This is a genomic window from Luteococcus japonicus (assembly GCF_003752415.1).
GTDB lineage: Bacteria > Actinomycetota > Actinomycetes > Propionibacteriales > Propionibacteriaceae > Luteococcus > Luteococcus japonicus.
Map to the genome: position 1 here is coordinate 464,345 of NZ_RKHG01000001.1, position 21,452 is coordinate 485,796.

The following is a 21,452-nucleotide window of genomic DNA, read 5'->3' on the forward strand; positions in this document are numbered from 1 at the left end:
CCTACCGGGCAGCTGCGCCCGGTCAGGGCCAACCGGGATGGGCCCGCTCGTTGGCCAGGTTGCCCCGGGCGCGCTCCTCCCAGACACCATGCCCGTGCTCCGTGTGGAAGATCCGGTCCTGGGCAAGGAAGGTGTCCAGCACATGCCCCCGGCCGCTGCGCCAGTCCTGGGGAGAGACATGTGCGTACTCCAGCCGGATGTCCCGCACGCTGACGTGGTAGCGCCCGGGCACGCTGGCGAGGATGGCCATGTCCGCGTCACTGACCCGGGCTCCCGCGGCATCACCCGGCGCCGGGCGGTGGTCCACGGTGAGGAGGACAAGGCCCTCCACCTCGCGTACAAGGTCGGCGGGCGCTCCGACGGCGCCGAGGGTCTCTACGGCCCACCGGGCCGAGGCGCGTTCGTCCTCGCCCGCCCGTCCTTTGTAGACGACGTCGTGGAAGATCGCCGCCAACCGCTCCGCCACCGGTGCCGTCTTCAGACCGTCTGCTTGCGCCAGCGTCTCCAGGTGACGCAGCATCTCGTCGACATGACGCAGGTCGTGGTACCGCCGGGCCGGCTCGGTGTGGGCCTCGACGAGGGCGTCCACCGCCGCCGTCACCAGGTGTGGTCCGGCGCCCCATCCGGCCAGCAGTTCCTCGGCCACCGTGGACACCCGGGCGCGAGCGCGTCGCCGCCTGGGGGCGTGGTCCGCCGGCAGGACCCGCAGGCCACCGGTGCGAAGCCGCAGCACCAGGTCTCGCTCGTCGAGGAGGGTCGCCCCTTGGGCGAGAGCGGGCTCCCAACGGTCGACGGCGAGGTCGTAGTGGTCATGGTCGAATCCGCGAGGATCCAGACCGAGGGTGAGCGCGAAGTCGTGGAGTTCCCACAGGCTCGCGTCGCTGACCAGGTGGCCATAGACGGTGCCGTGTGCCGGCCAGCGTGGCGTGTCGACAAGGATCACCGGGTGAGCTCCTCCAGCAGAAGGACCACGGACTCGAAGGGCTTGCCGGTGGCCTGCCGCAAGCCCATCTCGCAGGTGCGGTTCGAAGAGACATAGGCTTGGCTGTCACCCAGGTCCGCCAGCTCCTGCTCCGTGGCCGAGGCGACGAGCTCTGGGTGCAGCAGCCCCCGATCCCCGGCCGTGCCACAGCAGGCCTGTGCAATGGGCACATGGACCGTGCGGGCCAGCGCCTCGCAGATCCGCAGCATGTCCGCGGCCTGTCCCAGCTGGCGTGCCGAACACCCGGTGTGCACCGTGACCTGGTCCAGGCGGCGCGACACCTCGAGCGTCGGCAACAACTCGGCCGCCCATCGAGTCGGATCCATCACCTGCACCGCGGCGAAGCGCTCAGCCAGATCCGCAGGAAGGTGCGATGGCAGTTCCTGGATGAGCGCCTGGGCGCAGGACGAGGCATCGATCACCACAGGGAGGCGCCCCTCCTCGCTCCAGGCGAGCAGGGCACGCGCCATCCGGACGTACATCGCGTCACGGGCGTCGGGGTATCCCTTGCTGCCGAAGGGGGTGCCGCAGCACAGGCCGTCGACGTCGTCGGGAATCCACACCGGCCGTCCCGCCCGGGCAGAGACACTGACCAGGGCTTCGGACAGCCCCAGGCCGCCCTGGACCCCCGGGTCCCGCCCGAAGATCCGGTTCACGCAGGCGGGGAAGTAGACGGCACAGGCCTCCTGGCTTGCCGTCCGAGGCAGTTTCCGCGCGGCGGGCCGGGGCATGGGTCCGGCCACCGAAGGCACGAGGTCCGCGCTGGCAACCCGTCGCAAGGCCCCCGTCACCAGTGCCAATGGTTCCGTGCCCACACGCTGCTGGACGAGGTCGGCGGCCGTGACCGCCGCCCGGGCAACTGCACTGACGGGCCCCCAATGGTCAGACATCCAGGAAGCGGTGCGCTGGCTCGTGGGGGAGGCCTGGGCGACACGCAGGGACTTCATCATCGCGCCGGTGTCGATGCCGTACGGACAGGCCTCCGCGCACGAGGAATCCACGGCACAGGTCTCCACGGCCTCGTACCGGTACTCGTCCAACAGGGCCCGGGTCAGTGGGGAATCAGGCTCCTGACGAGCCATCTCCCGCCGCAAGGCGATCCGCTGGCGTGGTGTCGTGGTGACATTGCGACTGGGGCAGACCGGCTCGCAGAAGCCGCATTCGACGCATCCGTCTATCACCGGGTCCGCCAGCGGATCCTGCTTGAAACGCTTCAGGTGCACCTGCGGATCCTTGGTGAGCATCACATCCCTGCCCAGGACACCGTGTGGATCCGCCAGCTGCTTGATCCGCCACATCATGCCGGTGACCCGTTCGCCCCATTCACGTTCCACGAAGGGCGCCATGTTGATGCCGGTGCCGTGTTCGGCCTTCAAGGACCCCTGGTACTTGTCCACCACCAGCGTCGCGAAGGCCTCCATGAAGTCCGAGTACTGCTGGCGTCCCTCGGGCGTCGCGAGGTGGGTGGCCAGGGTGAAGTGCATGTTTCCGTAGGCGGCATGCCCCACCACCTGCGGGTTGAAGCCATGGTGCGTCAGCAGTGCCGACAGGTCCCGCACACCCTCCGCGAGCCGGTCGGTGGGAAAGCAGACGTCCTCGTTGACATTGACGGCACCGACGGGCTTGTTGAGGGCCATGTCACTGGCCAGACCGCTACGGACCCGCCAGCCGAGGGCCATGACTGCCGGGTCCGTGCTCAGGATCACGGGCAGCAGCGGAGACAGGGGAGCGGCGCACCGACGCATCTGCTCCTGCAGTGCCTCGATCTCGGCCTCGTCCTGCCCACCGAATTCCACCAGCAGGGAGACACCGTCGGGCGGCAATGTGGCCCAGTCGGCCGGCGCTCCCGGCAACCGGGAAGCGGCGGAGACCAGGCTGGAGGACATCATCATCTCCACCGCCTCGGCACCGAGTTCGCGCACCTGGGTCACCAGCTCCACGGCGGATGCGGCATCAGGGAGGTGCACCCAGCCCAGTCCCAGGACAGGGGGGATCGGCAAGGTGTCCATCACGACCTCCGCGATGAAGGCCAGGGTTCCTTCGGAACCCACCAGCAGGCGTCGGAAGATCTCCAGGGGGGTGCTGCCATCCAGCAGGGCTCGCATCGTGTAGCCGGTGGTGTTGCGGATCGAGTACTTGCGACGCAGGAAGTCCGTCAGTTGCGGATCTTCCAGGACCTCTCGTCGCAGCTCCATCAGCCCCTGGGCGAGGGCCGGTTCGGCGCTCGCGAAGCGCTCTTCGGCATCGGGGGCGGCGGTGTCGATGATCGTGCCCGAGGCGGTGACGAAGGTGGCCGAGCGCAGGGTGGCATAGGCGCTGCGCTCCATCCGGCAGCGCATCCCGGCGGCATTGTTGGCCACCACTCCGCCGAGACATGCCGCACGCGCGCTTGCCGGATCCGGGCCGAGCCGTCGGCCGTGGCGTGCAAGCACGGCATTCGCGTGCTCGAGGACGGTTCCAGGCCGGGCGCGAAGGGTCTGGCCGTCCTCCTCCACCACCATCCCGGACCAGTGCCGACGCACGTCCACGAGCACGCCGTCGCACTGGGACTGCCCGGACAGGCTGGTGCCACCGGCCCGGAAGGTGGCGTTGAGGCCATGCTCGGCACAGTGGCGGAGCACGGCCGCGACCTGCTCGGCGGTGCGTGGGCTGACGACGACTTGGGGGACCAGCCGGTAGGGGCTCGCATCGCTGGCATGCCTGACCAGGTCCGATGCGCGGGCGTGCACCTGTTCCTCTCCCAGAAGGGCTTCCATGGCCCGGCGCAGGTCCGGGTGACTGCCACCGGCCAAGGATGGGTCCAGCCGATCCTCCGCGGGCGCGCAGGACGCGTCGATCACGCGGTGCAGCCCCCGGCGGCCAGGCTGCGGGGCGCTTGCGGACTGCGTGTCAACTTCCATGGGGGTCCTCCAGTGGTTTGGGTGGATTCACGGCTCGACCAGTCGGCAGGCCCCCAGCACGAGCCCGGCGCCGGAACATGCCACCAGGACGCTGACGAAGGTGCCGATGATGAACCTCTCGGCGGCACCCGTGGTGGTGGCCTTCAGTTCGGGATAGCGGGCCAGGCCCTTCATGGCCAGGCAGATGGCGATGGCTTCCGGGTAGTGGGCCACCAGGCCGGCATAGATCGCCAGCCGCTCCAGCCGCCCGATCCATGCTCCGCCGCGCAGCTGCGTCGCCGCAGCCACAACGCCCGCTGGCTGGGAGTCGGCGGACGCCTCGGCACCGCGGGGAGAAACCGTGCTGCGGTCGACCCGGCGAAAGACGGCCTGGACCACCGGCGCTCCCACCAGGACGACGACCACGCCGCCGACCATGACCACCAGGGCCTGGAGCGCTCCGGACAGAAGCGGGCTCATGCCGCACCACCCGTCCCGGAGCCCAGCCCCTCCTGGAGCGATCCGAGCAGTCCGGCGCACAGCTCCCGCCCGCGCACACCCACCTCCCAGCCGGCTCGCTGGTGCCGCTGACTGGCGGCCGACGGGCTGATCCCCAGGCGTTGCGCCGCCTGGCCCACACCGATGCCTTCGTCGAGCAGTTCCACGATCTGCCACCCTTCCACGCTTCGCCCCTTCAGGAGGCCCTCCAGCAGCCACAGCGCCGATTCCGCGTCGTGCAGCGCCCGCTGCGTGTCCCTTCTGTCGTCACCATAGGGGCCGGCACCGACATTGCCGGCCCTGCCCGGACGCTGGCACTCCAGGGCCAGCCCGGTGGGGGTGGAGTGGGCTCGCTCGATGGCGGCACGGGCCGCCAGGTAGGCGCCCCCGCGGGCGCTGCGGGTGGAGCGCGGAAGCGGTGACTCGACGCCTCCCAGCCCAATGCCGATTCGCCAGTCACCGAGCCGTACCAGTTGCTCGAACACCGTGAGGACCATGTCCGGGTTGGGCAGCAGCAGCTGAAGCTCATCCCCGGCGGTGCGTTCAGCCGGGAGGAGTTCCTGGCCTCGCAGGCCGTGCTCCAGGGCGGCCAGCGCCTCGGGGACTCGATCCTCGGATCGACGTGAGTGTCGCTGGTCGGCGGTCACGGCGAACACGCTCGTGAAGTCTGGATCCTTCATGTTCACATCTTAAGCCTGAGTCCTTAACACGTCGAGACCGGCTGTGCTAGACAAGAGGCATGGCTACCACTGCATTCAAGGGCACCCCGGTCAACACCTCCGGCGAACTGCCCACCGTCGGATCCTCCGCCCCCGCCTTCGACCTCGTCGGCGCAGACCTGTCGCCCGTGACCTCCGAGTCGCTGGCCAGCAAGCGCGTCGTGCTCAACATCTTCCCCAGCGTCGACACCGGTGTCTGTGCCACCAGCGTGCGCAAGTTCAATGAGCTGGCTGCCGGCCTCGAGAACACGACCGTCATCAATGTCAGCAAGGACCTCCCCTTCGCGCAGGCCCGCTTCTGCGGCGCCGAGGGCATCGAGAACGTGACCGTCGGCTCGGACTTCCGCGGCAGCTTCGCCGACGACTACGGCGTCCTCCAGACCGAGGGCCCGCTCCAGGGCCTGCTGGCACGCGCCGTGGTGGTCATCGATGCCGACGGCACCGTGCTGCACTCGCAGCTGGTTCCTGAGATCACCACCGAGCCCGACTACGACGCGGCCGTCGCAGCCCTCGGCTGAGCCGTCACGCTGAATCCGTCGTCCAGATCGGTCACCCGCACGGTGATGATCCCGTGGGGATCCACCGTGTAGACCTCCTCGACAAGATGCCCCTGCTCCAGGCGCACCACCGGCGCCTGGAGCAGGTCTTGTCCGCGGCGAAGTTCGGGGTCGAAGGGGAAGATGAGCTCACCACGCGGTGACAGGTCCCCGACGGGTTGTCCGGCATCGTCGAGGCGCCCGTACTCCACGAAGCGGAACCACCCGATGTTGTGCGCCGCACGGTAGCGGCGGGTCACCACCACCTCGTCGGTGACGCTGACCCGGTGGTCCGGCGCCAGGATCGCGTCGAAGCGCACCTCGCGCCCCGCATCCCCCTCCCGGAAGACGCCGAAGCCGCGGGAGAGCTGCTCGGTGAGGGTGTAGCCCGCCTCCGGGTCTGCGGCAATGGCCAGTCCAATGGCGGTCGAGGCGCCGGGATAGGGGGAGCGGCGCACCCTCCGTCCGAAGCGTTCGCGCAGCACCCGTGGCACCAGGGGCAGGCCCGATGAGCCGCCCACCAGGTACAGCCCCGCGAGGTCACTCGCGGCGGCATCCAATCCGGTGACCAGCGGCTCCATGACCTGCAGGCTCTGCTCGACCAGCGGGGTCGAGGCCCGGTAGAAGTCCGCGACATCCAGGGCCACCATCTGGTCCCCGACCTCGACGCCCAGCCGACGCGTCTGCGGCGTCAGACCCTCCTTGGCCTCGCGGCACTGCTCCACCAGCTCGTCCAGCGCGCGCTCGGGGAGGTCCTGCTCCCGCACCCCGGCCTTCTCCAGGACCAGGTCCGCCAGCAGCAGGTCGAAGTCATCGCCGCCCAGCCGGTTGATGCCGACGGAGCCGAGGACCTCATGGTCCGCATTCTCGACACTGACCAGCGAGGCGTCGAAGGTGCCACCGCCCAGGTCATAGACGAGGACGCAGTTGCGTCGTGAGGTCACCGTGCGGTGCTGGCGGTGGGTGTACTCGAATCCTGCTGCCGAGGGTTCGTTCAGCATGGCGCCCACCTCGAAGCCGGCTCGCCGGAAGGCCTCCAGGGTGAGCAGCCGCTGGGCGGTGTGGGCGTGGGCCGGCACGCCGACGACGACCGCTCCGATCGGCTCGCCCTCGGGCAGGGTGGAGGACTGCTGCAAGGCCTCTCTCAGGGCCGTGAAAAAGCTCGTCACCAGGTGCAGCAGGGCAATCTGCTGCCCGTCGACGTCGATGACGGACTCCAGCGTGAGGTCAGGGTCAGCCAGGTGACGCTTCACGGAACGAATCAGACGCGCCCCGGAACGCGCGGCGGTCTGGGCCGCGAAGCCGTGGACGAGCTTCCCGTCCACCAGGGCACTCACGGTGGGGAAGTGGGAGTGATAGTCGTGATCCAGGTCGAGGAAGTCGACGACGGGGTAGTTCCCCCGGTCTGCGACCGCCACGACGGTACGGGTGGTTCCGAAGTCGATGCCAAGGTGCATGCCTCAAGCCAACCATGCCGGGCCCTCCTGGGGCGGCGATCCGCCCGGGCCTCGGAACGGGCACGTCGAGCGCCCGCGGATGTGCTGCCAGAATGGGAGCCATGGCAGACAACCAACCCCGCGACGACCACGCCAAGCAGCTCAAGCAGGCCATCTCCCGCACCAAGCAGCTGCGGGGCTGGGTCTCCAGCGACCCCGGCCGCAGTGACGACTTCGTGGACGCCCTCAACGAGGCCACCGGTCTGCGCCTGCTCTCCCGGCTGTGGGCAGAGGCCGCCCCAGAGGCCACCGAGGCCGTCGGTGCCGCGGACAAGCTTGTCGCCTCCCGTGGGCCGGTCGGTCCCTACACCCCTTTGGTGGATGCCGGCCGCTATTTCACGGCCCTGACCCACGTCGCCACGGTCCAGAGCGGGATGAACCTGCCCGAGCATGCCGGCATGACCATTGGCGCCGCCTTTGCCTGGAAGGACCAGCTGACCCGCGACGGCCTGGCCGATGAACTCCTGCCCCGGACCGCGGTGTGGGCACTGCTGGCCCGCGCCCGGGGTGCCCTTGCCGTCGGAGACCTGGCCCAGGCCAATGCCCAGGCGGATGCCGCCCTGAACCGCGCCCGCGAGGCCGAATTCAGCGGCGCCGAGACCCTCATCCTGCTGGAGGCGCTGCGCACCGACGCCGATGCCCGCTTCGCCGTGGACTTGACGGACCAGTCGATCGACCTCCTGCACGAGGCTGTGGCCCGCTGGCAGGAGTGGACCCGCGCGGACCTTGAGCAACTTCCCCGAATGGCAAAGGCCCACCTGGAACGCCTCGTCGGCCCCGTCGTGCCACTGCGACGCGACCTCGCCGACCGGCTCGCCTGGGCAGGACGCTGGGACGAGGCGCTGACGGTGCGCGAGGAACTCTCCACCCTGCTGCACCGCACCGCCGCACGCCGTGGCGAGCAGGGACGCGTCGACCTGGCGGTCGCTCGCGGGGACCAGACGTGGACCCTGGCCGACGCGGGCCGTGCCCAGGAGGCGCTCCGGGCCGGCGCCGATGCCCAGCAGGCGCTGCAAGCCCTGTTCAAGGCGGAGAAGCCGGTTGGTTCCCACCTGCCCACCCAGGCACTCGTCGCCCCGGCGCTGGCTCGCGCCGAGCTGGCCGCCGGCCACCCGGACAGGGCGCTGGCCGCCCTCGACCAGTTTGCGAACCGGCTCCAGGCCCACCAGTCCGTTCCGGTCGGTGCGGCCGCACGCGCCGTCGCCCTGCTCGTCCGAGCCCAGGTCCAGGATGCCCTGGCCGATGGCGGTGCGGCCGCCACTTCCCGCGCCCAGGCCGACCAGTTGGTGGGGGACGTGCGTGCCCGCGAGGTCGAGCGAGCGCACCACTCCGCCCAGGACGGCTTGGTCCTGGCCCGTGGCCGCTCACGCGGCATGGTGCTGCCCAGCCAGCTGCCCACCCCGCACTGGGAGGTCCCCGACTCCGCCGCGTCCCTGGCCCCGAGCGGCGCTCGCCTGGCTGGCCTGGAGCAGGTCAGCGACGAGGAGGCCATGCGTCGCATCGACGAGGTGCGCGACCAGGAGGCCCGCGAGAGGGCGGTCGCCGAACTGCGCCAGGCCACCGAGCGCGCCGAACGCGAACGCCAGGATGCCGAGCGGCGCTCTGAGCGCGAGGCAGCCGCACAGGCCACCCGAGAGCAGACCGAGCGTGAGGCCGCCGCCCAGGAACAGTCCCAGCAGGAGGAGGACGCGCGCATGGAGGCGGAGGCGCTCCTGATCCAGCGGGAGCACGAGCACGCCGAACAGGACCGTCTTGCTGCCGAGCGTGCCGAGGCAGAACGTCAGGAAGCTGAGCGTGCCGAGGCAGAGCGAGCCGAGGCCGAGCGTCGGGAGGCGGAGCGTCGGGAGGCGGAGCGTGGAGAGGCCGAGCGACCGACCACCCCAGCCGTCAGCCCGCTGGATGCCCTGCGCGAGCGTGCCGCCGAGGCTCGACGCCGCGGGGACAAGGCACTCATCGAGAGCTCCCATGAGGATCTGATCGGCGCCCTGGAGGCTCCGGCGCAGGCAGATCCGCAGCGCCACGGCCGCGAGCTGGTCAGTGCCCTGGAGCACCTGTCCGAGGCCCAGGGCTGGTGGGGTGGCCGCGCCGCCGGCAAGCGCGCCAAGCAGCTGCAGAAGCAGTGGCAGCTGTGAGCCGCTTCTGATCGGCTCGACTCAGCTCGGCAGCACCGCATCCACAGCGCTGCCGAGCACCTCGCCGAGGCTGTCGTGGATGACCAGCGTCGCCTGGTCGTCGTAGGGGGTCGCATCGCGGTTGACGAGGACCAGCTGCCGGCCTCGGAAGAAGCGGAGCAGTCCGGCGGCGGGATGGACGTTGAGCGACGTGCCGCCGACGATGATGACGTCACAGCCCAGGATTGCCTCGATGGCCTCGTCCATCACCCGAGAGTCGAGGGCCTCCTCGTAGAGGACGACGTCGGGCCGGACCATGCCGCCGCACGCGGGGCAGGCCGGCACCCCGGTGCTAGTCACCATCCAGGCCATGTCCTGCGGGGCGCCGCAGTCCACGCAGTGGTTGCGGTGCGCAGAGCCGTGCAGTTCGAGCACTCGTCGCGAACCGGCGGCCTGGTGCAGTCCGTCGATGTTCTGGGTGATGACGGCCGCCAGCTTCCCGGCCTCCTCCAGACGTGCGAGCGCCGTGTGGGCGCGATTGGGGCGGGCTTCGGGGTGCAGCAGGCTCGTGCGGTGGAAGTCGAAGAAGGCCTCTGGATCCTGCACCAGGCAGCTGTGGCTGAGCAAGTACTCGGGTGGGGGAGCGTCGGGCGTGGCACTGACATAGAGCCCCGCGGAGGAGCGGAAGTCTGGGATCCCGCTCTCGGTGGAGATCCCGGCGCCACCGAAGAAGACCGTCGAAGCCGTCCCTGCCAGTACCTCAGCCAGTTCGTCCATGGGCCCAGTCTTCCACCGGCACCGACAGAACCAATGTGACAAATCACACATCGACTCTCTAGAATTCATCAGGTCGACGGCTGGGCATCGCTCTCGTCGGCCCTCCTGAGGCGAACGACCAGATGGTCTCGTCTCGGTGCAAGACACCGAGCCGCACCAGCCCGCAACGCATCCGCGTCGCGGGCCCGGAAAGCGATCCTCTGGGAGTTTCCCGTGCACGTTTCCCCGCTGGTCTGGGGCCTGACCGTCACCTTCATCATCGGACTTCTGCTGTTCGACTTCGTCTTCCACGTCCGCCAGGCCCACATCCCGACGCTGCGGGAGGCGGCAATCTGGTCCGCCATCTACGTGGGTATCGCCATCATCTTCGGCCTGGGGATCTGGGCCCTGGCAGGCAACCAGATGGGCACCGAGTACTTCGCCGGCTACATCACGGAGAAGGCGCTCAGCGTCGACAACCTGTTCGTCTTCCTCATCATCATGACCAGTTTCAAGGTGCCTCGTGCGGACCAGCAGAAGGTCCTCCTCTTCGGCATCGTGGTCAGCCTGATCGCCCGTACCGGCTTCATCTTCGTGGGAGCCGCACTGATCAACTCCTTCGCCTGGGTCTTCTACATCTTCGGCCTGATCCTGCTGGTCACGGCAGGCAACATGCTCAAGCCCGAGGACACCTCGGATGACCATGGCGCGGACAACTTCATGATCCGCATCGCCCGTCGACTGTTCAAGACCAGCGAGCACTATGACGGCGACAAGCTGTTCACCATGGTCGACGGCAAGAAGGTGATGACCCCGATGCTGCTGGTGATGGCAGCCATTGGTGGCACGGACATCCTGTTCGCGCTGGACTCCATTCCGGCCATCTTCGGTCTGACGCAGTCCACCTTCATCGTCTTCACCGCGACCGCCTTCAGCCTGCTGGGGCTGCGCCAGCTCTTCTTCCTGATCGACGGCCTGCTGGACCGCCTGATCTACCTGTCCTACGGCCTCGCGGCGATCCTGGGCTTCATCGGCGTCAAGCTCATCCTGCACGCACTACACGAGAACACGCTCGGCTTCATCAACGACGGCCAGCACGTCAAAGTGGTGGAGATCAGCACCGGATTGAGCCTCAGCGTGATCCTCGGGGTCCTCGCCCTCACGATCATCGCCTCGCTCGTCTCTCCCAAGGGCAAGGCGCAGACCGCGGTCAACAATGCCCGTACCCACGCCCAGACCTATGTGGACCTGGAGTGGGAGAGCGACCAGACCGAGCGGGAACGCATCTACGCCCGGCTCACCCGGGAGCGCGCGCAGATCGAGCTGCTGCCGACCCGTTACCGCGACGACATCCGAGACCAGCGGGAGCTGACGGAACTCTTCGCGCGGGCCGACGAGTTGCACCAGCAAAGGGTGCGTGAGGGGCACGGGACCCGCAGCGTCCTGACCTGAACGAAGACCCCGGGCTGGCCGTCGCGAGGGCGGTCAGCCCAGGGTGTCCCTTCCACGGGTGACGATCAGCGGATCGGGCTCATGCACCACCGAGCTGTCCTTGCCCTCGTAGTCGAACTGGTTCAGGAAGAAGCGCATCGCATTGATCCGGGCTCGCTTCTTGTCATTGCTCTTGATGCTCCACCACGGCGCGGTGTCGGTGTCGGTGGCCGCGAACATGGCATCCTTGGCGGCCCCGTACTCCTGCCATTTGTCGAGGCTCTCGATGTCCATCGGGGAGAGCTTCCACTGGCGAACCGGGTCGATCTGGCGGATGGCGAAGCGGGTGCGCTGCTCACCCTGCGTCACGGAGAACCAGAACTTGGTCAAGGACGTGCCCGAATCGGTGATCATCTGCTCCAGCATCGGCGCCTGGCGCAGGAACTGCTGGTAGTCGTCCTCCGCGCAGAAGCCCATCACACGCTCCACGCCGGCCCTGTTGTACCAGGAGCGGTCAAAGAGCGTGATGTCCCCGGCGGTGGGGAAGTGCTGCACATAGCGCTGGAAGTACCACTGGCCCTGCTCGGTGCTGGTCGGCTTGTTCAGGGCGACGGTGCGCAGGTGGCGCGGGTTCAGGTGCTCCTCGAAGCGCTTGATGGTGCCGCCCTTGCCTGCCGCGTCCCGGCCCTCGAAGACGATGATGTGCCGGGCACCGGTCTCCTGGGTCCAGTACTGGAACTTCAGCAGCTCCACCTGCAGGGCGTACTTCTCCTGCTCGTACTCGTCGCGCTCCATGCGCTCGTCATAGGGGTAGTCCTCACGCCAGGTCTCGACCGCCGAGCCGCCGGGATCGATCAGGTCCGGGTCCGAGCCCGCAACGTCTGGGAGCACGCTGTAGCCGCTCTCGCGCAGCCGGTCGATGTACTCGCGAAAGTCCATGTTGCTCATGTCTTCGAACTCGATGCTCACACTTGCCCCTCAGTGGTCCAGAACGCCCGCACCATCCTAGGGAGACAGGCCGCAGCTCCGACGCCGAAGAGGGGAGCTCGTTCGCAGAGTTCGCCCCGTGTACACCTGCCGTCCAACCAGAACGGATAATTTGCACGGTTTCCATCGGGGAATATTGTGGGGGAGTACCGACCCACAGGAGGAACCATGGCCCAGCACGTCCCCGTCGACGAGCAACTCAGCGCCGCCCACACACAGACCATCAAGGCGACGCTGCCGCTGGTGGGATCCAAGATCGACGAGATCACCCCCATCTTCTACCAGCGCATGTTCGATGCCCACCCCGAGCTCCTGCGCGACACCTTCAATCGCGCCAACCAGAAGCAGGGAGCCCAGCAGAAGGCCCTGGCCGCCTCTGTCGCCCATTTCGCGATGATGCTGGTGGACCCGGCCAGGCCGAACCTGGATGACCTGCTCAGCCGCATCGGACACAAGCACGTCAGCCTCGGCATCACCGAGGACCAGTACCAGATCGTCCACGACAACCTGTTCGCCGCCATCGTCGAGGTCCTCGGTGCGGACGTCGTCACCGCCGACGTGGCCGAGGCCTGGGATGAGGTCTACTGGATCATGGCCCGCACCTTGGTCCGCTTCGAGAAGAAGCGCTATGCGGAACTCGGCGTCCCCGACGGCAAGGTCTTCCACACCGTCACCGTCGCTCGTCGCACCGACCTGTCCAGCGACACCGCCAGCTTCGAGCTCGTGGCCCGCGACGGGGACCGGTCGCTCAACGGCTTCGCGCCCGGCCAGTACATCTCCGTGCGCCGAACCCTGGCCGACGGCGCCGGGCAGCTACGCCAGTACAGCCTGTGCAATGCCGGTGGTGACGGGACCTGGCAGATCACCGTCAAGAAGACCCTCGGACAGGGGTCCCCCGACGGCGAGGTGTCCGGCTCGATCATCGCCGGCCTGCACGCCGGCGACGAGCTCGAGGTCAGCCTGCCCACCGGAGACCTCGTGCTCGACGAGGGCACCAACCCGGTCGTGCTGATCAGCGCAGGGATCGGCGCCACACCCATGCTGGGCATGGCCCGTCACCTCGCGACACGGCCGGGCAAGCGGGAACTCGTGGTGCTGCACGCGGACCACGACGCCAATGACGCCGCCCTCGTCGAGGAGCTCTCCCAGGCAACCGAGCAGGCAGGGGGCACCTTCCACCCGTGGTTCACCCACGGTTCGACGCTGGGCTCCACCAGCGGGCGGATGAACCTGGAGCGCGTCGAACTGCCCGAGGGCGCCAGCTACTACCTCTGCGGTTCCAATGGCTTCCTGCAGGCCATGCGCTCCCAGTTGGCCGAGCGGGAAGTTCCCGCGGAGTCCGTCCACTTCGAGCTGTTCTCGCCCAATGACTGGCTGCTGCCCGCCTGAAACGCCCTAGGCTTCGGGCAGCGGCGGCCGTGCCGCCCGACGAAAGGAATCCCAGTGGTTGACATCAATGCCATCGTGAACAAGGCCGAGGCACTGGCCAAGGAGCACCAGGACGAGGTCCGCAAGGCCATCGACGCGGTGGAGGACCAGATCGACGCGCGCACGGGCGGCAAGTACAGCCAGCAGGTGGACCAGGCGGGCAATGCCGTCGAGGGCCGCCTGGGGCTGCCCGAGCCGAGCGCCCCCGCTCCGGAACAGCCGTCGGAGCCGACCCCTCAAGCCCCGGCGCAGGAAGCGCAGGCTCCCGCCCCCACCGAGCACACGCAGGCACCCGCGTCCACCGAGGAGGCAGGCAGCGCCCAGACCGCCGACCAGCAGGCGACACAGGCCTGACCTGCCGCACCACACCTGCTGCACCACGCCTGCTGCACCACGCCTGCTGCACCAACACAATGGCCGAGGTGGCCGGGTCCCTATGAGGTCCCGGCCGCCTCGTCTCACACCAGCTGGCTGACGGCATGGATCACCAGACCAGCCAGGCAACCCACCACGGTGCCGTTGATCCGGATGAATTGCAGATCCCGTCCGACGAAGAGCTCGATCCGCTCCGAGGCCTCATCGGCATCCCACCGGTCCACGGTGGACGAGATGACGGTCGCCAATTCCTCCCCGTAGGTGTCCACCAGGAAGCCCACCGCATCGACCACCCGGCCATCGAGCCGGGACCGCATCTGGTCATCGCCGGCCAGGTGCTCCGCGGCATCAGCCAGCCACTGGTCGGCGCGCTGCCACAGCCCCGAGGCGTCGTCGTCCAGAGCGACGGCGATGGACTCCCGCACGCTCTCCCAGAGCTCCACCACGGCCGGCCCCACCGAGGGGTTGTCCAGCAGCCGCTCCTTGATGTGCTCGGCCTTCGCCATGATGGCCGGATCGTGGCGCAGGTCGTCGGCCAGTTTGGCCAGATAGGTGTCGACGGCCTTGCGGAAGGGATGCCCAGGCTGCGTGCGCACGGCCATCGACCATTCGAGGGCCTGTTGGTATCCGAAGCCTGACACCTGCTTGTCGATCCAACGAGGGCTCCATGCCGGCGCCCGTTCGCCGATCACGTGGCGGGCTGCATCCGGATTGCGCTCGAGCCAGCCGTGCAGCTCCTTGGCCAGCACGTCGACCAGCTGCTGGTGGGAACCATCCCGCACGACGTCCGCCAGCAGGTCGCCGGCCAGTGGGCTCATCTGTTGCTGCCGCAGCCGGGGGAGGACTGTCTCGGTGACCAGGCCCTCCACGTCCTGAGGGCGGACCCTGTCCAACAAGGCACGCAACCCACGCACCACCTGGCCCAGCGCGCGACGTCGGTTGGCGGGGGACTGCAGCCAGTTGGCCACCCGCTGGGCCACCTGCGCGTCGCGGACGCGCTCGCGGAAGATGTCGGCGGTCAGGAAGTTATTGGTGACGAACTGTTGCAGGCTGCGTCCCAGCTCATTCTTGCGCCGCTTCACCAAGGCCGTGTGGGGGACCGGGATCCCGAGGGGGTGACGGAAGATCGCGGTCACGGCGAACCAGTCGGCGAGCGCGCCCACCATGGCCGCCTCGCTCCCGGCGTTCACCCAACCCATCCAGCCGCTGCGCACGTCGCGCAGCGTCACCAGGTACAGGACCGCGGCCAGGACCAACAGGCCGGTGGCAAGCGCGCGCATCTTCCGCAGGTCTGCGCGTCGTTCGGCGTCACCGGGTGCGTCCATCATCATGCTCACCCGTCCAGTCTGGCCCATGCCTCCAACTGCTCGCAGGTCCGGGCTGGCATGCTGGTGCGGTGAAGTCCTCCCCACTGGCTGCCCTCGTCGCCCTCGTCCTCGCGCTGGTCCTGTTCTGGTTCGCCGCGCAGGGCTACAACGTGGTGCGCTGGCGCATCCGCTACATGATGCCGGCCTTCATCTCCGGCGTCCTGGTGGGCGTCGTGTCCACCCTTGTGCTCGTCGGCCGACGCTGAGCACGCGACGGCTCGAGTAGTCTTGCCCGCATGCCCCAGCCCTTTGACAAGCAATGGCTCACCGTTGATCAACAGCGGGCCTGGCGTCTGTTGTTGGTGGTGATGAGCCAGCTGCCCAGCGACCTCAATCGCCAGCTCCAGGCGGATGCGGGGCTGTCGTTCCAGGACTTCGACGTCCTGGTACATCTGCGCGAGAGCAAAGGGAATCGATTGCGGATCGGTGAACTGGCCGAGGCGCTGGGCTGGGAACGCAGCCGCACGTCACACCATGTGGCACGGATGGGCGCTCGGGGCCTGGTCTGCCGGGAGAGGGTCGACGGCGACGGCCGGGGCGCCTGGGTCATCGCCACGGACCGTGGCCTGACCGAGCAGGAGGCGGCGGCGGCAGCCCACGTCGAACTGGTGCGACGCCTGCTGTTCACCGACATGCCGGAAGAACAGATCCACGAGCTGGGAGACACGCTGGCAGTGATCACCCGCAATCTCGGCTTCACCCCGCGGGAGATGTGGCATGTCGAGTCCAACGACGAGAATGACAAGGCACAGGAGGATGAGAGTGGCAAGCAGTGAAGTGGTCGGTCCGGAGGCGGACGGGACCACGTCCGGCACATGGGCCGTGGTGGTCTCCGCCTTCGCGGTGATCGCGACGGCCGCCGCCTGCGGGATCCTCTTCCGTGGCTATCTGGCGCTTGCCCGGCTGCCAGGTGAGGTGCCGCCCCTCGACCAGGTGCCCGACACGCCCCAGACCCAAGGCCCGATGCAGTGGATGCAGTTCGGCACGTGGGGCCTGGCCCTGGCTGCCCTTCTGGCACTGGTGGGCCTGGTGGCCGGCGTCCGTCTGGTGCGTCGTCCCGACGGCTTCAATCGCGGGGTCTGGGCAATTGCGCTTGCCGCGTGCACGCCGGTGCTGGCTGTGATGCTGCTGGCCGGCATGGGCGCCACCTAGTCCGACGGCCATGACCGACGCCTGGCAGCCGATGCTGGCCACCATGGGGAGCATGGAGGCGCTGGGTCCGGATGAGGGCCAGTGGCACTTCGAGGTGAAGTGGGACGGCTACCGCGCCCTCGTCCACCAGACATCCGACCACAGCCTGCGACTCCGCTCCCGCGGGGGGCTGGACCTATGTTCCTCGTCAAGCGGCGAGGGGCATAGGTGATGGCTCTGGTGTTGGGGCGGGTGCCCGGTAGGGCTCCCGGTTCTTGATCATCGCGAACAGGACATCACAGCGTCGGCGGGACAGGCAGATGAGGGCGGCGTTGTGTTTCTTGCCCTGCGCTCGCTTGCGGTCGTAGTAGGCCCGACTGGTCGGGTCCTTCAGTGCCGCGAAGGCGGACAGGAACAGGGCTCGTTTGAGGTGCTTGTTCCCGGAGCGGGCGGGGAACTCCCCGCGGATGCTGGTGCCGGAACGGCGAGTGACCGGTGCGAGGCCGGCGTAGGCCGCCAAGTGCCCGGCGGTCGGGAACTGTGAGGCATCGCCGACGTCGAGCAGGATCCGTGCTGCGGTCCTGACCCCGACGCCTGGCATCGAGGTCAGGACCTCGGCAAGAGGGTGAGCATCAACCACTTTCTCGACCTGGACAGCCAGCTCGGCGCGCTGATCCAAGGTGGCGCGCAGCGACGCGGCCAGCTTGGGCAGGACCTGCTCGGCCGCTGCCGTGCCCGCAACGGTGACGGTCTGCTCCGTAAGAGCTTGGGTGATGGCGTCGGCGAAGTCCTGCGCGTTGCGCGGATAGGCCTTCGTGATCACCCTGAGCAGCTTCGATTTCGACGCTGCTGCCATGCCCTGGGGGCCGCCGAGTTGCTCGACAACGGCCAAGCCCTGTTTGGTGGTCAACCTGGGTCCGACAACGCGCTCCAAGGCGGGATGGATCTGGGTGAGCAGGCCGCGGATGCGGTTCGACAACCGGGTCGCCTCGGCTGCGAGGTCCTCATCGAACCCGACCAACACCTTCAACTCGGCGAGGGTTTCCTCGCCGGCATCGACCCGGCGCAGCGTGTGGGGCATCGTCCTCGCGGCATCCGCGATGATGAACGCATCCCGGGCGTCAGTCTTCGCGTTTCCCGGATAGAGATCGGCGGCGCGGCGCATCGCCAACCCGGGCAGGTAGGCAACCTGGATGCCCATCGACCGGGCGACAGCGATCGGCAGCGCACCGATCGTGTTCGGCTGGTCAACGACAACCAGCACCCGCCCATGGGATTGGAGCTTGTCGAACAGTTCCTCGAGTCGCTTCTGGTCCTGGGGCAGGGGCTTGTCGAAGACACGTTTGCCGGCAGCATCGAGGGCGCAGGCGTGGTGGGCTTGTTTGCCCACGTCGAGCCCGCACCAGATGTCGAAACCGCTGTCCTGATTCATGACGCCCACCATCCTTGCATCGAAGCGACGGTCGTCGTGGTTGGTGATGCGTCAGCTGCCGGCACCCACGTTACGAAGAGACCTCAATGCTGGGCCGTGTCCCTATCAGCGGTCGGCTGGCGCCACCAGGCCCGGTGACAACACCCCCCGGATCATCAAAGACAGGGGCAGTAAGTCATGCCGGGCCCGGCGACCGTAACCCCGCCCTACGGGGTCACCAGCAAGGTAACGGGGCTGGACCTGGCGCCGTCCTATCCCGAGCTGCGGGAGGTGCAGGAGCTTCTGCAGGGGCAGGATGTCGTCCTCGACGGGGAGATCGTCGCGCTGACAGCCGACGGACGTTCTGACTTCGAACTCCTGCAGAACCACGGACGGGCGGGTTCCTCGGGGGCACACCTGATGCTCTTCGACCTGCTCCACCTGGACGGTCACGATCTGCTCCGCATGCCCTACCTGCAGCGCCGCGAACTGCTCCTCGCCCTGGTTGGGAGGGGCACCGCCCATGTCCATGTGCCCGAGACCTTCGGCCCCGAGCGGGAACTCGCCCTGACCGCGAGCGGGCAGCTGCGGTTGGAGGGGCTGGTGGCCAAGCGGGTGGGCAGCACCTACCAGCCGGGGCGCCGCAGCGAGGACTGGGTCAAGATCAAGAATGTCTTCACACAGGAGGTCGTGGTGGTCGGTTGGAGTCGTGGCAGCGGAAACCGCAGTCACGGCCTCGGCTCGGTGCTACTGGCTGTGCCTGACGAGTCAGGCGTGCTGCACTGCGTCGGCAGCGCGGGCAGTGGTTTCAGCGTCGCCGCACAGCAGGAGGCACGGGAACGGCTGGCCTTGTGCGAGGTGGACCACAATCCCGGCGTCGTGGGTGTCCGGCCCGCGGAGTCACGCGGTCTCACATGGGTCCGTCCTGGGCTGGCGGCCGAGGTCTCGCACTCGATGTGGACCGCGGCGGGCAGGTTGCGTCACCCGGTATGGCGCGGATGGCGCGACGACCTCGACCCGATGAACATCGTGCGAGGCGAGGGCTGAGGGTCCCCGCCCCGCACGAACATCGGTGTCCGGACTCAGGCAGTTGGCTCGCGCACGATCAGCGCCATGCCACCGAAGGGGGGCAGAGAGACGTGGAAGCCGCCCAGGTCATCGACATTGTCCACCTTGCGACGGGCGGACAGGTCGAAGACGCGGCCTGCGGGGATCTTGTGCGACTGGACCCGCCCCTGGATCTTCTCGGCCCCGAAGTTCAGCACGGTCACCTGGGTGGCACCGATCTCCAGCTTGTTCACCAGGACCAGCAGGGACTTGTGCGCCACCTCCGGAACGTCGACCAGTGCGGCCGACGCAATGCCATTGCGCTTGCGGATCTTGAGGATCTGCGCGAGCCGCGAGGCAAAGGAGTTCTGATTGCCCAGCTGCTCCGGGAGCGATCCATACAGGCACCGGGCGCGCGGCATTCCCGATGAGGAGGACTCCGCCTCCGGGTTGCTGCCCAGCAGGTCATAGGCTCCACGCTCCAGCCAGCGGGTGTCACCGGTGCTGACCAGCTGCTTGACCTGCTCCCGCGGCACGGGAAGGGCCCCGACGAGGTCCCAGCCGGACAGCGCGAAGACGCCCGGCTGCCAGGCGTTGTACATGCACAGCAGCAGGTGAGCCTGCATGATCCGCTTGACGTCGGCGTCGGTGATCTCGTCGAAGTCGGTGATGCCGAGCGTGGCCGTGATGATGGAGGCCGTGGTGCAGGCGATGCCGTTCTGGGTGAAGACGGCGTTGTAGGGGCCGGCATTGCCGGTGAGCTTCTGGCGCATCGTCTCGCGGATGTGCTCGCTCATGTCCGCACCGGTCCAGTCCTTGCCGTCAAGGTGGTAGGTCTCGTCCTTGTGGTTGTTGGCGAAGTGGACCAGCTCGTAGGTCAGCTCGTCATGGTTCTGCAGGGCATGTACCAGGGAGGCCTGGTCGATGCCGGTCGCCGCGGCCTCGCGCAGGGTGAGGCGAAGGAACTCGCTGTCACCGGTGGCCATGGCGTACTGGTATGCGGGCCGGGTCACGAAGTCGTAGCTGAGGTCTGGGCCCACCGCGGAGGTGTTGCGAATGTCGTCCATGCCCAGGTTCATCTCCTGGAAGGTGAAACCACCCACCTTGCGCACCATGGAGCCGATCAGCTGGTTCGCGGCCTGGCTCAGCGGGTGTCCCTCGGACCAGGCAGCGGCCTGGTCGGTGGACTTCTCGACGCCGAGGAAGCCATTGGCATCCAGTCGCAGACCACCGGAACCAAGATCCAGCAGGGAGTGCAGGGCATCGCCCATCACCAGGCGCATGCCGGCGAAGGTCGGGTCGAGCCAGTTGATGGACGGCTGGCCCTCCTTGAAGTAGTGCAGGTAGACCCAGCGACGCTTCACGCCCTTGTGGTCGTAGACCTCCGGGGTGCAGGACCAGTTGGTCTCCTTGACGCCGGGCTCGTAGAAGATGACTCGCTGCATCTCGCCGATGATGAAGCCGGCCTCGGCCAAGGCACGCTCGTGCATCGGGTCAAGGTTGACGGAGTCCTCACCGACGGGAACCTCGGGGAGCAGGTGCCAGGCATGTTCGGGGATGTCGATCATGTGGTAGATGCCTGGGTAGTCCCGGTAGTTCAGCGTCGCCAGGCGGAAGTCCGCACCCTTGCCGGTGTGGGCGGGAATGATGTCATCAATGATGGTGCCGCCGTGCTTGGAGGCGTTCTCGCACATCTCGCGGAACTCCGCCTCGGTACCGAAGACCGGGTCCATCGCCATGCTGATCCGGTCGAAGTGACCGTCGACGCTGGGTGTGGGCTTCCAGCCTGTCACTCCACCGGCCAGCTTCACGGGACCCGTGTGGACCGCGTCGATCCCCACCTGCTCGAAGGCCTCCCAGAGAGCCTCCGAGCCCAGCGCACCCAGGAAGGACTGGCCGGGCTCGTTGATCATGCTGAGCGGATAGGCCGTGAACCAGACCGATGCGGTCTGGAGCGCGGCACGCGGGTCCGGGGCCGCGAATGGATTTGCCCACATCTGGTGGCTGCCGGCCAGCTGACGCGCCACGGTCGTGGCGTCGTGCAGCATGGACTGGCCCTCCAGCCACTCGACATAGGCATGGTTGCGCCCGTCGGCCTCGAAGGGAGGCGTCAGCGGACTGGCATCGCGCCCACCCCGGTGTCGCGTGGCCCGGGGCCGCACCATCGGGGGCCGTGCGGCGAAGCGCTGCTGCTCGAAGCTGATCTCGGGCAGGATCTCCTCGAGCGGAACGCCCTCGGCGTTGACGTCATCGCCCTGCAGGGGCTCGGGAGTGGTGTTCTTGGGAGTGCTCACCCAC

20 protein-coding genes are annotated in these 21,452 nt (G+C 68.2%); 10 read left to right on the forward strand and 10 right to left on the reverse strand.

Going from position 1 to position 21,452, the window contains the following annotated elements:
• Positions 1 to 22 precede the first annotated feature (22 nt).
• Genes EDD41_RS02250 through EDD41_RS02265 form a run of 4 tightly spaced genes read right to left on the reverse strand, consistent with a single transcriptional unit; the run spans position 23 to position 5,039 of the window.
• Complete coding sequence (locus tag EDD41_RS02250) at positions 23 to 943, reverse strand: DUF4031 domain-containing protein (RefSeq protein WP_170165199.1); 921 nt, start codon at positions 941 to 943, stop codon at positions 23 to 25.
• Complete coding sequence (locus EDD41_RS02255) at positions 940 to 3,882, reverse strand: FAD-binding and (Fe-S)-binding domain-containing protein (RefSeq protein ID WP_123574809.1); 2,943 nt, start codon at positions 3,880 to 3,882, stop codon at positions 940 to 942. Before EDD41_RS02255 ends, EDD41_RS02250 begins: the two co-directional genes overlap by 4 nt.
• A 27-nt stretch (positions 3,883 to 3,909) precedes the next feature.
• Positions 3,910 to 4,341: a hypothetical protein gene (locus EDD41_RS17080; protein ID WP_179110686.1), complete on the reverse strand. Its 432-nt coding sequence runs from the start codon at positions 4,339 to 4,341 to the stop codon at positions 3,910 to 3,912.
• Entirely contained in the window at positions 4,338 to 5,039 is a 702-nt protein-coding gene (locus tag EDD41_RS02265) for a hypothetical protein (protein ID WP_148060444.1), read from the reverse strand. Before EDD41_RS02265 ends, EDD41_RS17080 begins: the two co-directional genes overlap by 4 nt.
• A gap of 59 nt (positions 5,040 to 5,098) precedes the next feature.
• On the opposite strand from EDD41_RS02265, the gene tpx reads away from it, so the two are divergent.
• Positions 5,099 to 5,596, forward strand: a complete 498-nt coding sequence (tpx, locus tag EDD41_RS02270; protein WP_123574811.1) for a thiol peroxidase — start codon at positions 5,099 to 5,101, stop codon at positions 5,594 to 5,596.
• Here tpx and EDD41_RS02275 read toward each other — a convergent pair.
• The gene (locus EDD41_RS02275) at positions 5,566 to 7,071 is read right to left on the reverse strand and encodes an Hsp70 family protein (RefSeq protein ID WP_123574812.1); all 1,506 of its coding nucleotides are present in this window, start codon (positions 7,069 to 7,071) and stop codon (positions 5,566 to 5,568) included. The genes tpx and EDD41_RS02275 overlap by 31 nt on opposite strands.
• Positions 7,072 to 7,172: 101 nt before the next feature.
• Here EDD41_RS02275 and EDD41_RS02280 point away from each other — a divergent pair, with 101 nt between their 5' ends.
• Positions 7,173 to 9,242 carry a coiled-coil domain-containing protein gene (locus EDD41_RS02280; RefSeq protein WP_123574813.1) on the forward strand — a complete coding sequence of 690 codons (2,070 nt, stop codon included), beginning with the start codon at positions 7,173 to 7,175 and terminating at the stop codon, positions 9,240 to 9,242.
• Between the two features lie 21 nt (positions 9,243 to 9,263).
• Here the strand turns inward: EDD41_RS02280 and EDD41_RS02285 are convergent, their stop codons facing one another.
• Positions 9,264 to 9,998: an NAD-dependent protein deacylase gene (locus EDD41_RS02285; RefSeq protein ID WP_094765248.1), complete on the reverse strand. Its 735-nt coding sequence runs from the start codon at positions 9,996 to 9,998 to the stop codon at positions 9,264 to 9,266.
• A gap of 213 nt (positions 9,999 to 10,211) precedes the next feature.
• Here EDD41_RS02285 and EDD41_RS02290 point away from each other — a divergent pair, with 213 nt between their 5' ends.
• Positions 10,212 to 11,429 (forward strand): TerC family protein, encoded by a 1,218-nt coding sequence (locus EDD41_RS02290; protein WP_123574814.1) that lies wholly within the window; start codon positions 10,212 to 10,214, stop codon positions 11,427 to 11,429.
• A 33-nt stretch (positions 11,430 to 11,462) separates the two neighbouring features.
• Here EDD41_RS02290 and ppk2 read toward each other — a convergent pair whose 3' ends face one another.
• The gene (gene ppk2, locus EDD41_RS02295; protein ID WP_094765388.1) at positions 11,463 to 12,356 is read right to left on the reverse strand and encodes a polyphosphate kinase 2; all 894 of its coding nucleotides are present in this window, start codon (positions 12,354 to 12,356) and stop codon (positions 11,463 to 11,465) included.
• 207 nt (positions 12,357 to 12,563) lie between these two features.
• Between ppk2 and EDD41_RS02300 the strand changes: the two genes are divergently transcribed.
• Both EDD41_RS02300 and EDD41_RS02305 read left to right on the forward strand, forming a co-directional pair.
• Positions 12,564 to 13,784 carry a globin domain-containing protein gene (locus EDD41_RS02300; protein WP_123574815.1) on the forward strand — a complete coding sequence of 407 codons (1,221 nt, stop codon included), beginning with the start codon at positions 12,564 to 12,566 and terminating at the stop codon, positions 13,782 to 13,784.
• A gap of 54 nt (positions 13,785 to 13,838) precedes the next feature.
• The gene (locus tag EDD41_RS02305) at positions 13,839 to 14,177 is read left to right on the forward strand and encodes an antitoxin (RefSeq protein WP_094765245.1); all 339 of its coding nucleotides are present in this window, start codon (positions 13,839 to 13,841) and stop codon (positions 14,175 to 14,177) included.
• A gap of 104 nt (positions 14,178 to 14,281) precedes the next feature.
• Here the strand turns inward: EDD41_RS02305 and EDD41_RS02310 are convergent, their stop codons facing one another.
• Positions 14,282 to 15,553: a DUF445 domain-containing protein gene (locus tag EDD41_RS02310; RefSeq protein ID WP_211336558.1), complete on the reverse strand. Its 1,272-nt coding sequence runs from the start codon at positions 15,551 to 15,553 to the stop codon at positions 14,282 to 14,284.
• Positions 15,554 to 15,594: 41 nt separating this feature from the next.
• Between EDD41_RS02310 and EDD41_RS16715 the strand changes: the two genes are divergently transcribed.
• Genes EDD41_RS16715 through EDD41_RS02325 form a run of 4 tightly spaced genes read left to right on the forward strand, consistent with a single transcriptional unit; the run spans position 15,595 to position 16,928 of the window.
• Positions 15,595 to 15,771 (forward strand): hypothetical protein, encoded by a 177-nt coding sequence (locus EDD41_RS16715; protein WP_170165200.1) that lies wholly within the window; start codon positions 15,595 to 15,597, stop codon positions 15,769 to 15,771.
• Between the two features lie 30 nt (positions 15,772 to 15,801).
• On the forward strand, positions 15,802 to 16,341 hold the full coding sequence (locus tag EDD41_RS02315) for a MarR family winged helix-turn-helix transcriptional regulator (protein WP_094765244.1): 540 nt from the start codon (positions 15,802 to 15,804) through the stop codon (positions 16,339 to 16,341).
• Complete coding sequence (locus tag EDD41_RS02320; protein WP_143813975.1) at positions 16,328 to 16,717, forward strand: hypothetical protein; 390 nt, start codon at positions 16,328 to 16,330, stop codon at positions 16,715 to 16,717. The genes EDD41_RS02315 and EDD41_RS02320 overlap by 14 nt, the downstream gene beginning before the upstream one ends.
• 10 nt (positions 16,718 to 16,727) lie before the next feature.
• Positions 16,728 to 16,928, forward strand: coding sequence for a DNA ligase-like domain-containing protein (locus tag EDD41_RS02325; protein ID WP_123574816.1), 201 nt, complete (start codon positions 16,728 to 16,730; stop codon positions 16,926 to 16,928).
• On the opposite strand, the gene EDD41_RS02330 is transcribed toward EDD41_RS02325, so the two are convergent.
• Entirely contained in the window at positions 16,905 to 18,128 is a 1,224-nt protein-coding gene (locus EDD41_RS02330; RefSeq protein WP_123576808.1) for an IS110 family RNA-guided transposase, read from the reverse strand. The genes EDD41_RS02325 and EDD41_RS02330 overlap by 24 nt on opposite strands.
• Before the next feature lie 177 nt (positions 18,129 to 18,305).
• Between EDD41_RS02330 and EDD41_RS02335 the strand changes: the two genes are divergently transcribed.
• Positions 18,306 to 19,154, forward strand: coding sequence for an ATP-dependent DNA ligase (locus EDD41_RS02335; RefSeq protein ID WP_123574817.1), 849 nt, complete (start codon positions 18,306 to 18,308; stop codon positions 19,152 to 19,154).
• 35 nt (positions 19,155 to 19,189) lie between these two features.
• Here EDD41_RS02335 and treS read toward each other — a convergent pair whose 3' ends face one another.
• Complete coding sequence (gene treS / locus EDD41_RS02340) at positions 19,190 to 21,448, reverse strand: maltose alpha-D-glucosyltransferase (RefSeq protein WP_245995506.1); 2,259 nt, start codon at positions 21,446 to 21,448, stop codon at positions 19,190 to 19,192.
• Positions 21,449 to 21,452 lie beyond the last annotated feature (4 nt).

Coding starts and splice junctions, on each gene's coding strand:
- EDD41_RS02255 (WP_123574809.1), bottom strand. CDS start 3,882: ATGGAAGTTGACACGCAGTCCGCAAGCGCCCCGCAGCCTGGCCGCCGG.
- EDD41_RS17080 (WP_179110686.1), bottom strand. CDS start 4,341: ATGAGCCCGCTTCTGTCCGGAGCGCTCCAGGCCCTGGTGGTCATGGTC.
- EDD41_RS02265 (WP_148060444.1), bottom strand. CDS start 5,039: ATGAAGGATCCAGACTTCACGAGCGTGTTCGCCGTGACCGCCGACCAG.
- tpx (WP_123574811.1), top strand. CDS start 5,099: ATGGCTACCACTGCATTCAAGGGCACCCCGGTCAACACCTCCGGCGAA.
- EDD41_RS02275 (WP_123574812.1), bottom strand. CDS start 7,071: ATGCACCTTGGCATCGACTTCGGAACCACCCGTACCGTCGTGGCGGTC.
- EDD41_RS02280 (WP_123574813.1), top strand. CDS start 7,173: ATGGCAGACAACCAACCCCGCGACGACCACGCCAAGCAGCTCAAGCAG.
- EDD41_RS02285 (WP_094765248.1), bottom strand. CDS start 9,998: ATGGACGAACTGGCTGAGGTACTGGCAGGGACGGCTTCGACGGTCTTC.
- ppk2 (WP_094765388.1), bottom strand. CDS start 12,356: ATGAGCAACATGGACTTTCGCGAGTACATCGACCGGCTGCGCGAGAGC.
- EDD41_RS02300 (WP_123574815.1), top strand. CDS start 12,564: ATGGCCCAGCACGTCCCCGTCGACGAGCAACTCAGCGCCGCCCACACA.
- EDD41_RS02310 (WP_211336558.1), bottom strand. CDS start 15,553: ATGGGCCAGACTGGACGGGTGAGCATGATGATGGACGCACCCGGTGAC.
- EDD41_RS02315 (WP_094765244.1), top strand. CDS start 15,802: ATGCCCCAGCCCTTTGACAAGCAATGGCTCACCGTTGATCAACAGCGG.
- EDD41_RS02325 (WP_123574816.1), top strand. CDS start 16,728: ATGACCGACGCCTGGCAGCCGATGCTGGCCACCATGGGGAGCATGGAG.
- EDD41_RS02330 (WP_123576808.1), bottom strand. CDS start 18,128: ATGAATCAGGACAGCGGTTTCGACATCTGGTGCGGGCTCGACGTGGGC.
- EDD41_RS02335 (WP_123574817.1), top strand. CDS start 18,306: ATGCCGGGCCCGGCGACCGTAACCCCGCCCTACGGGGTCACCAGCAAG.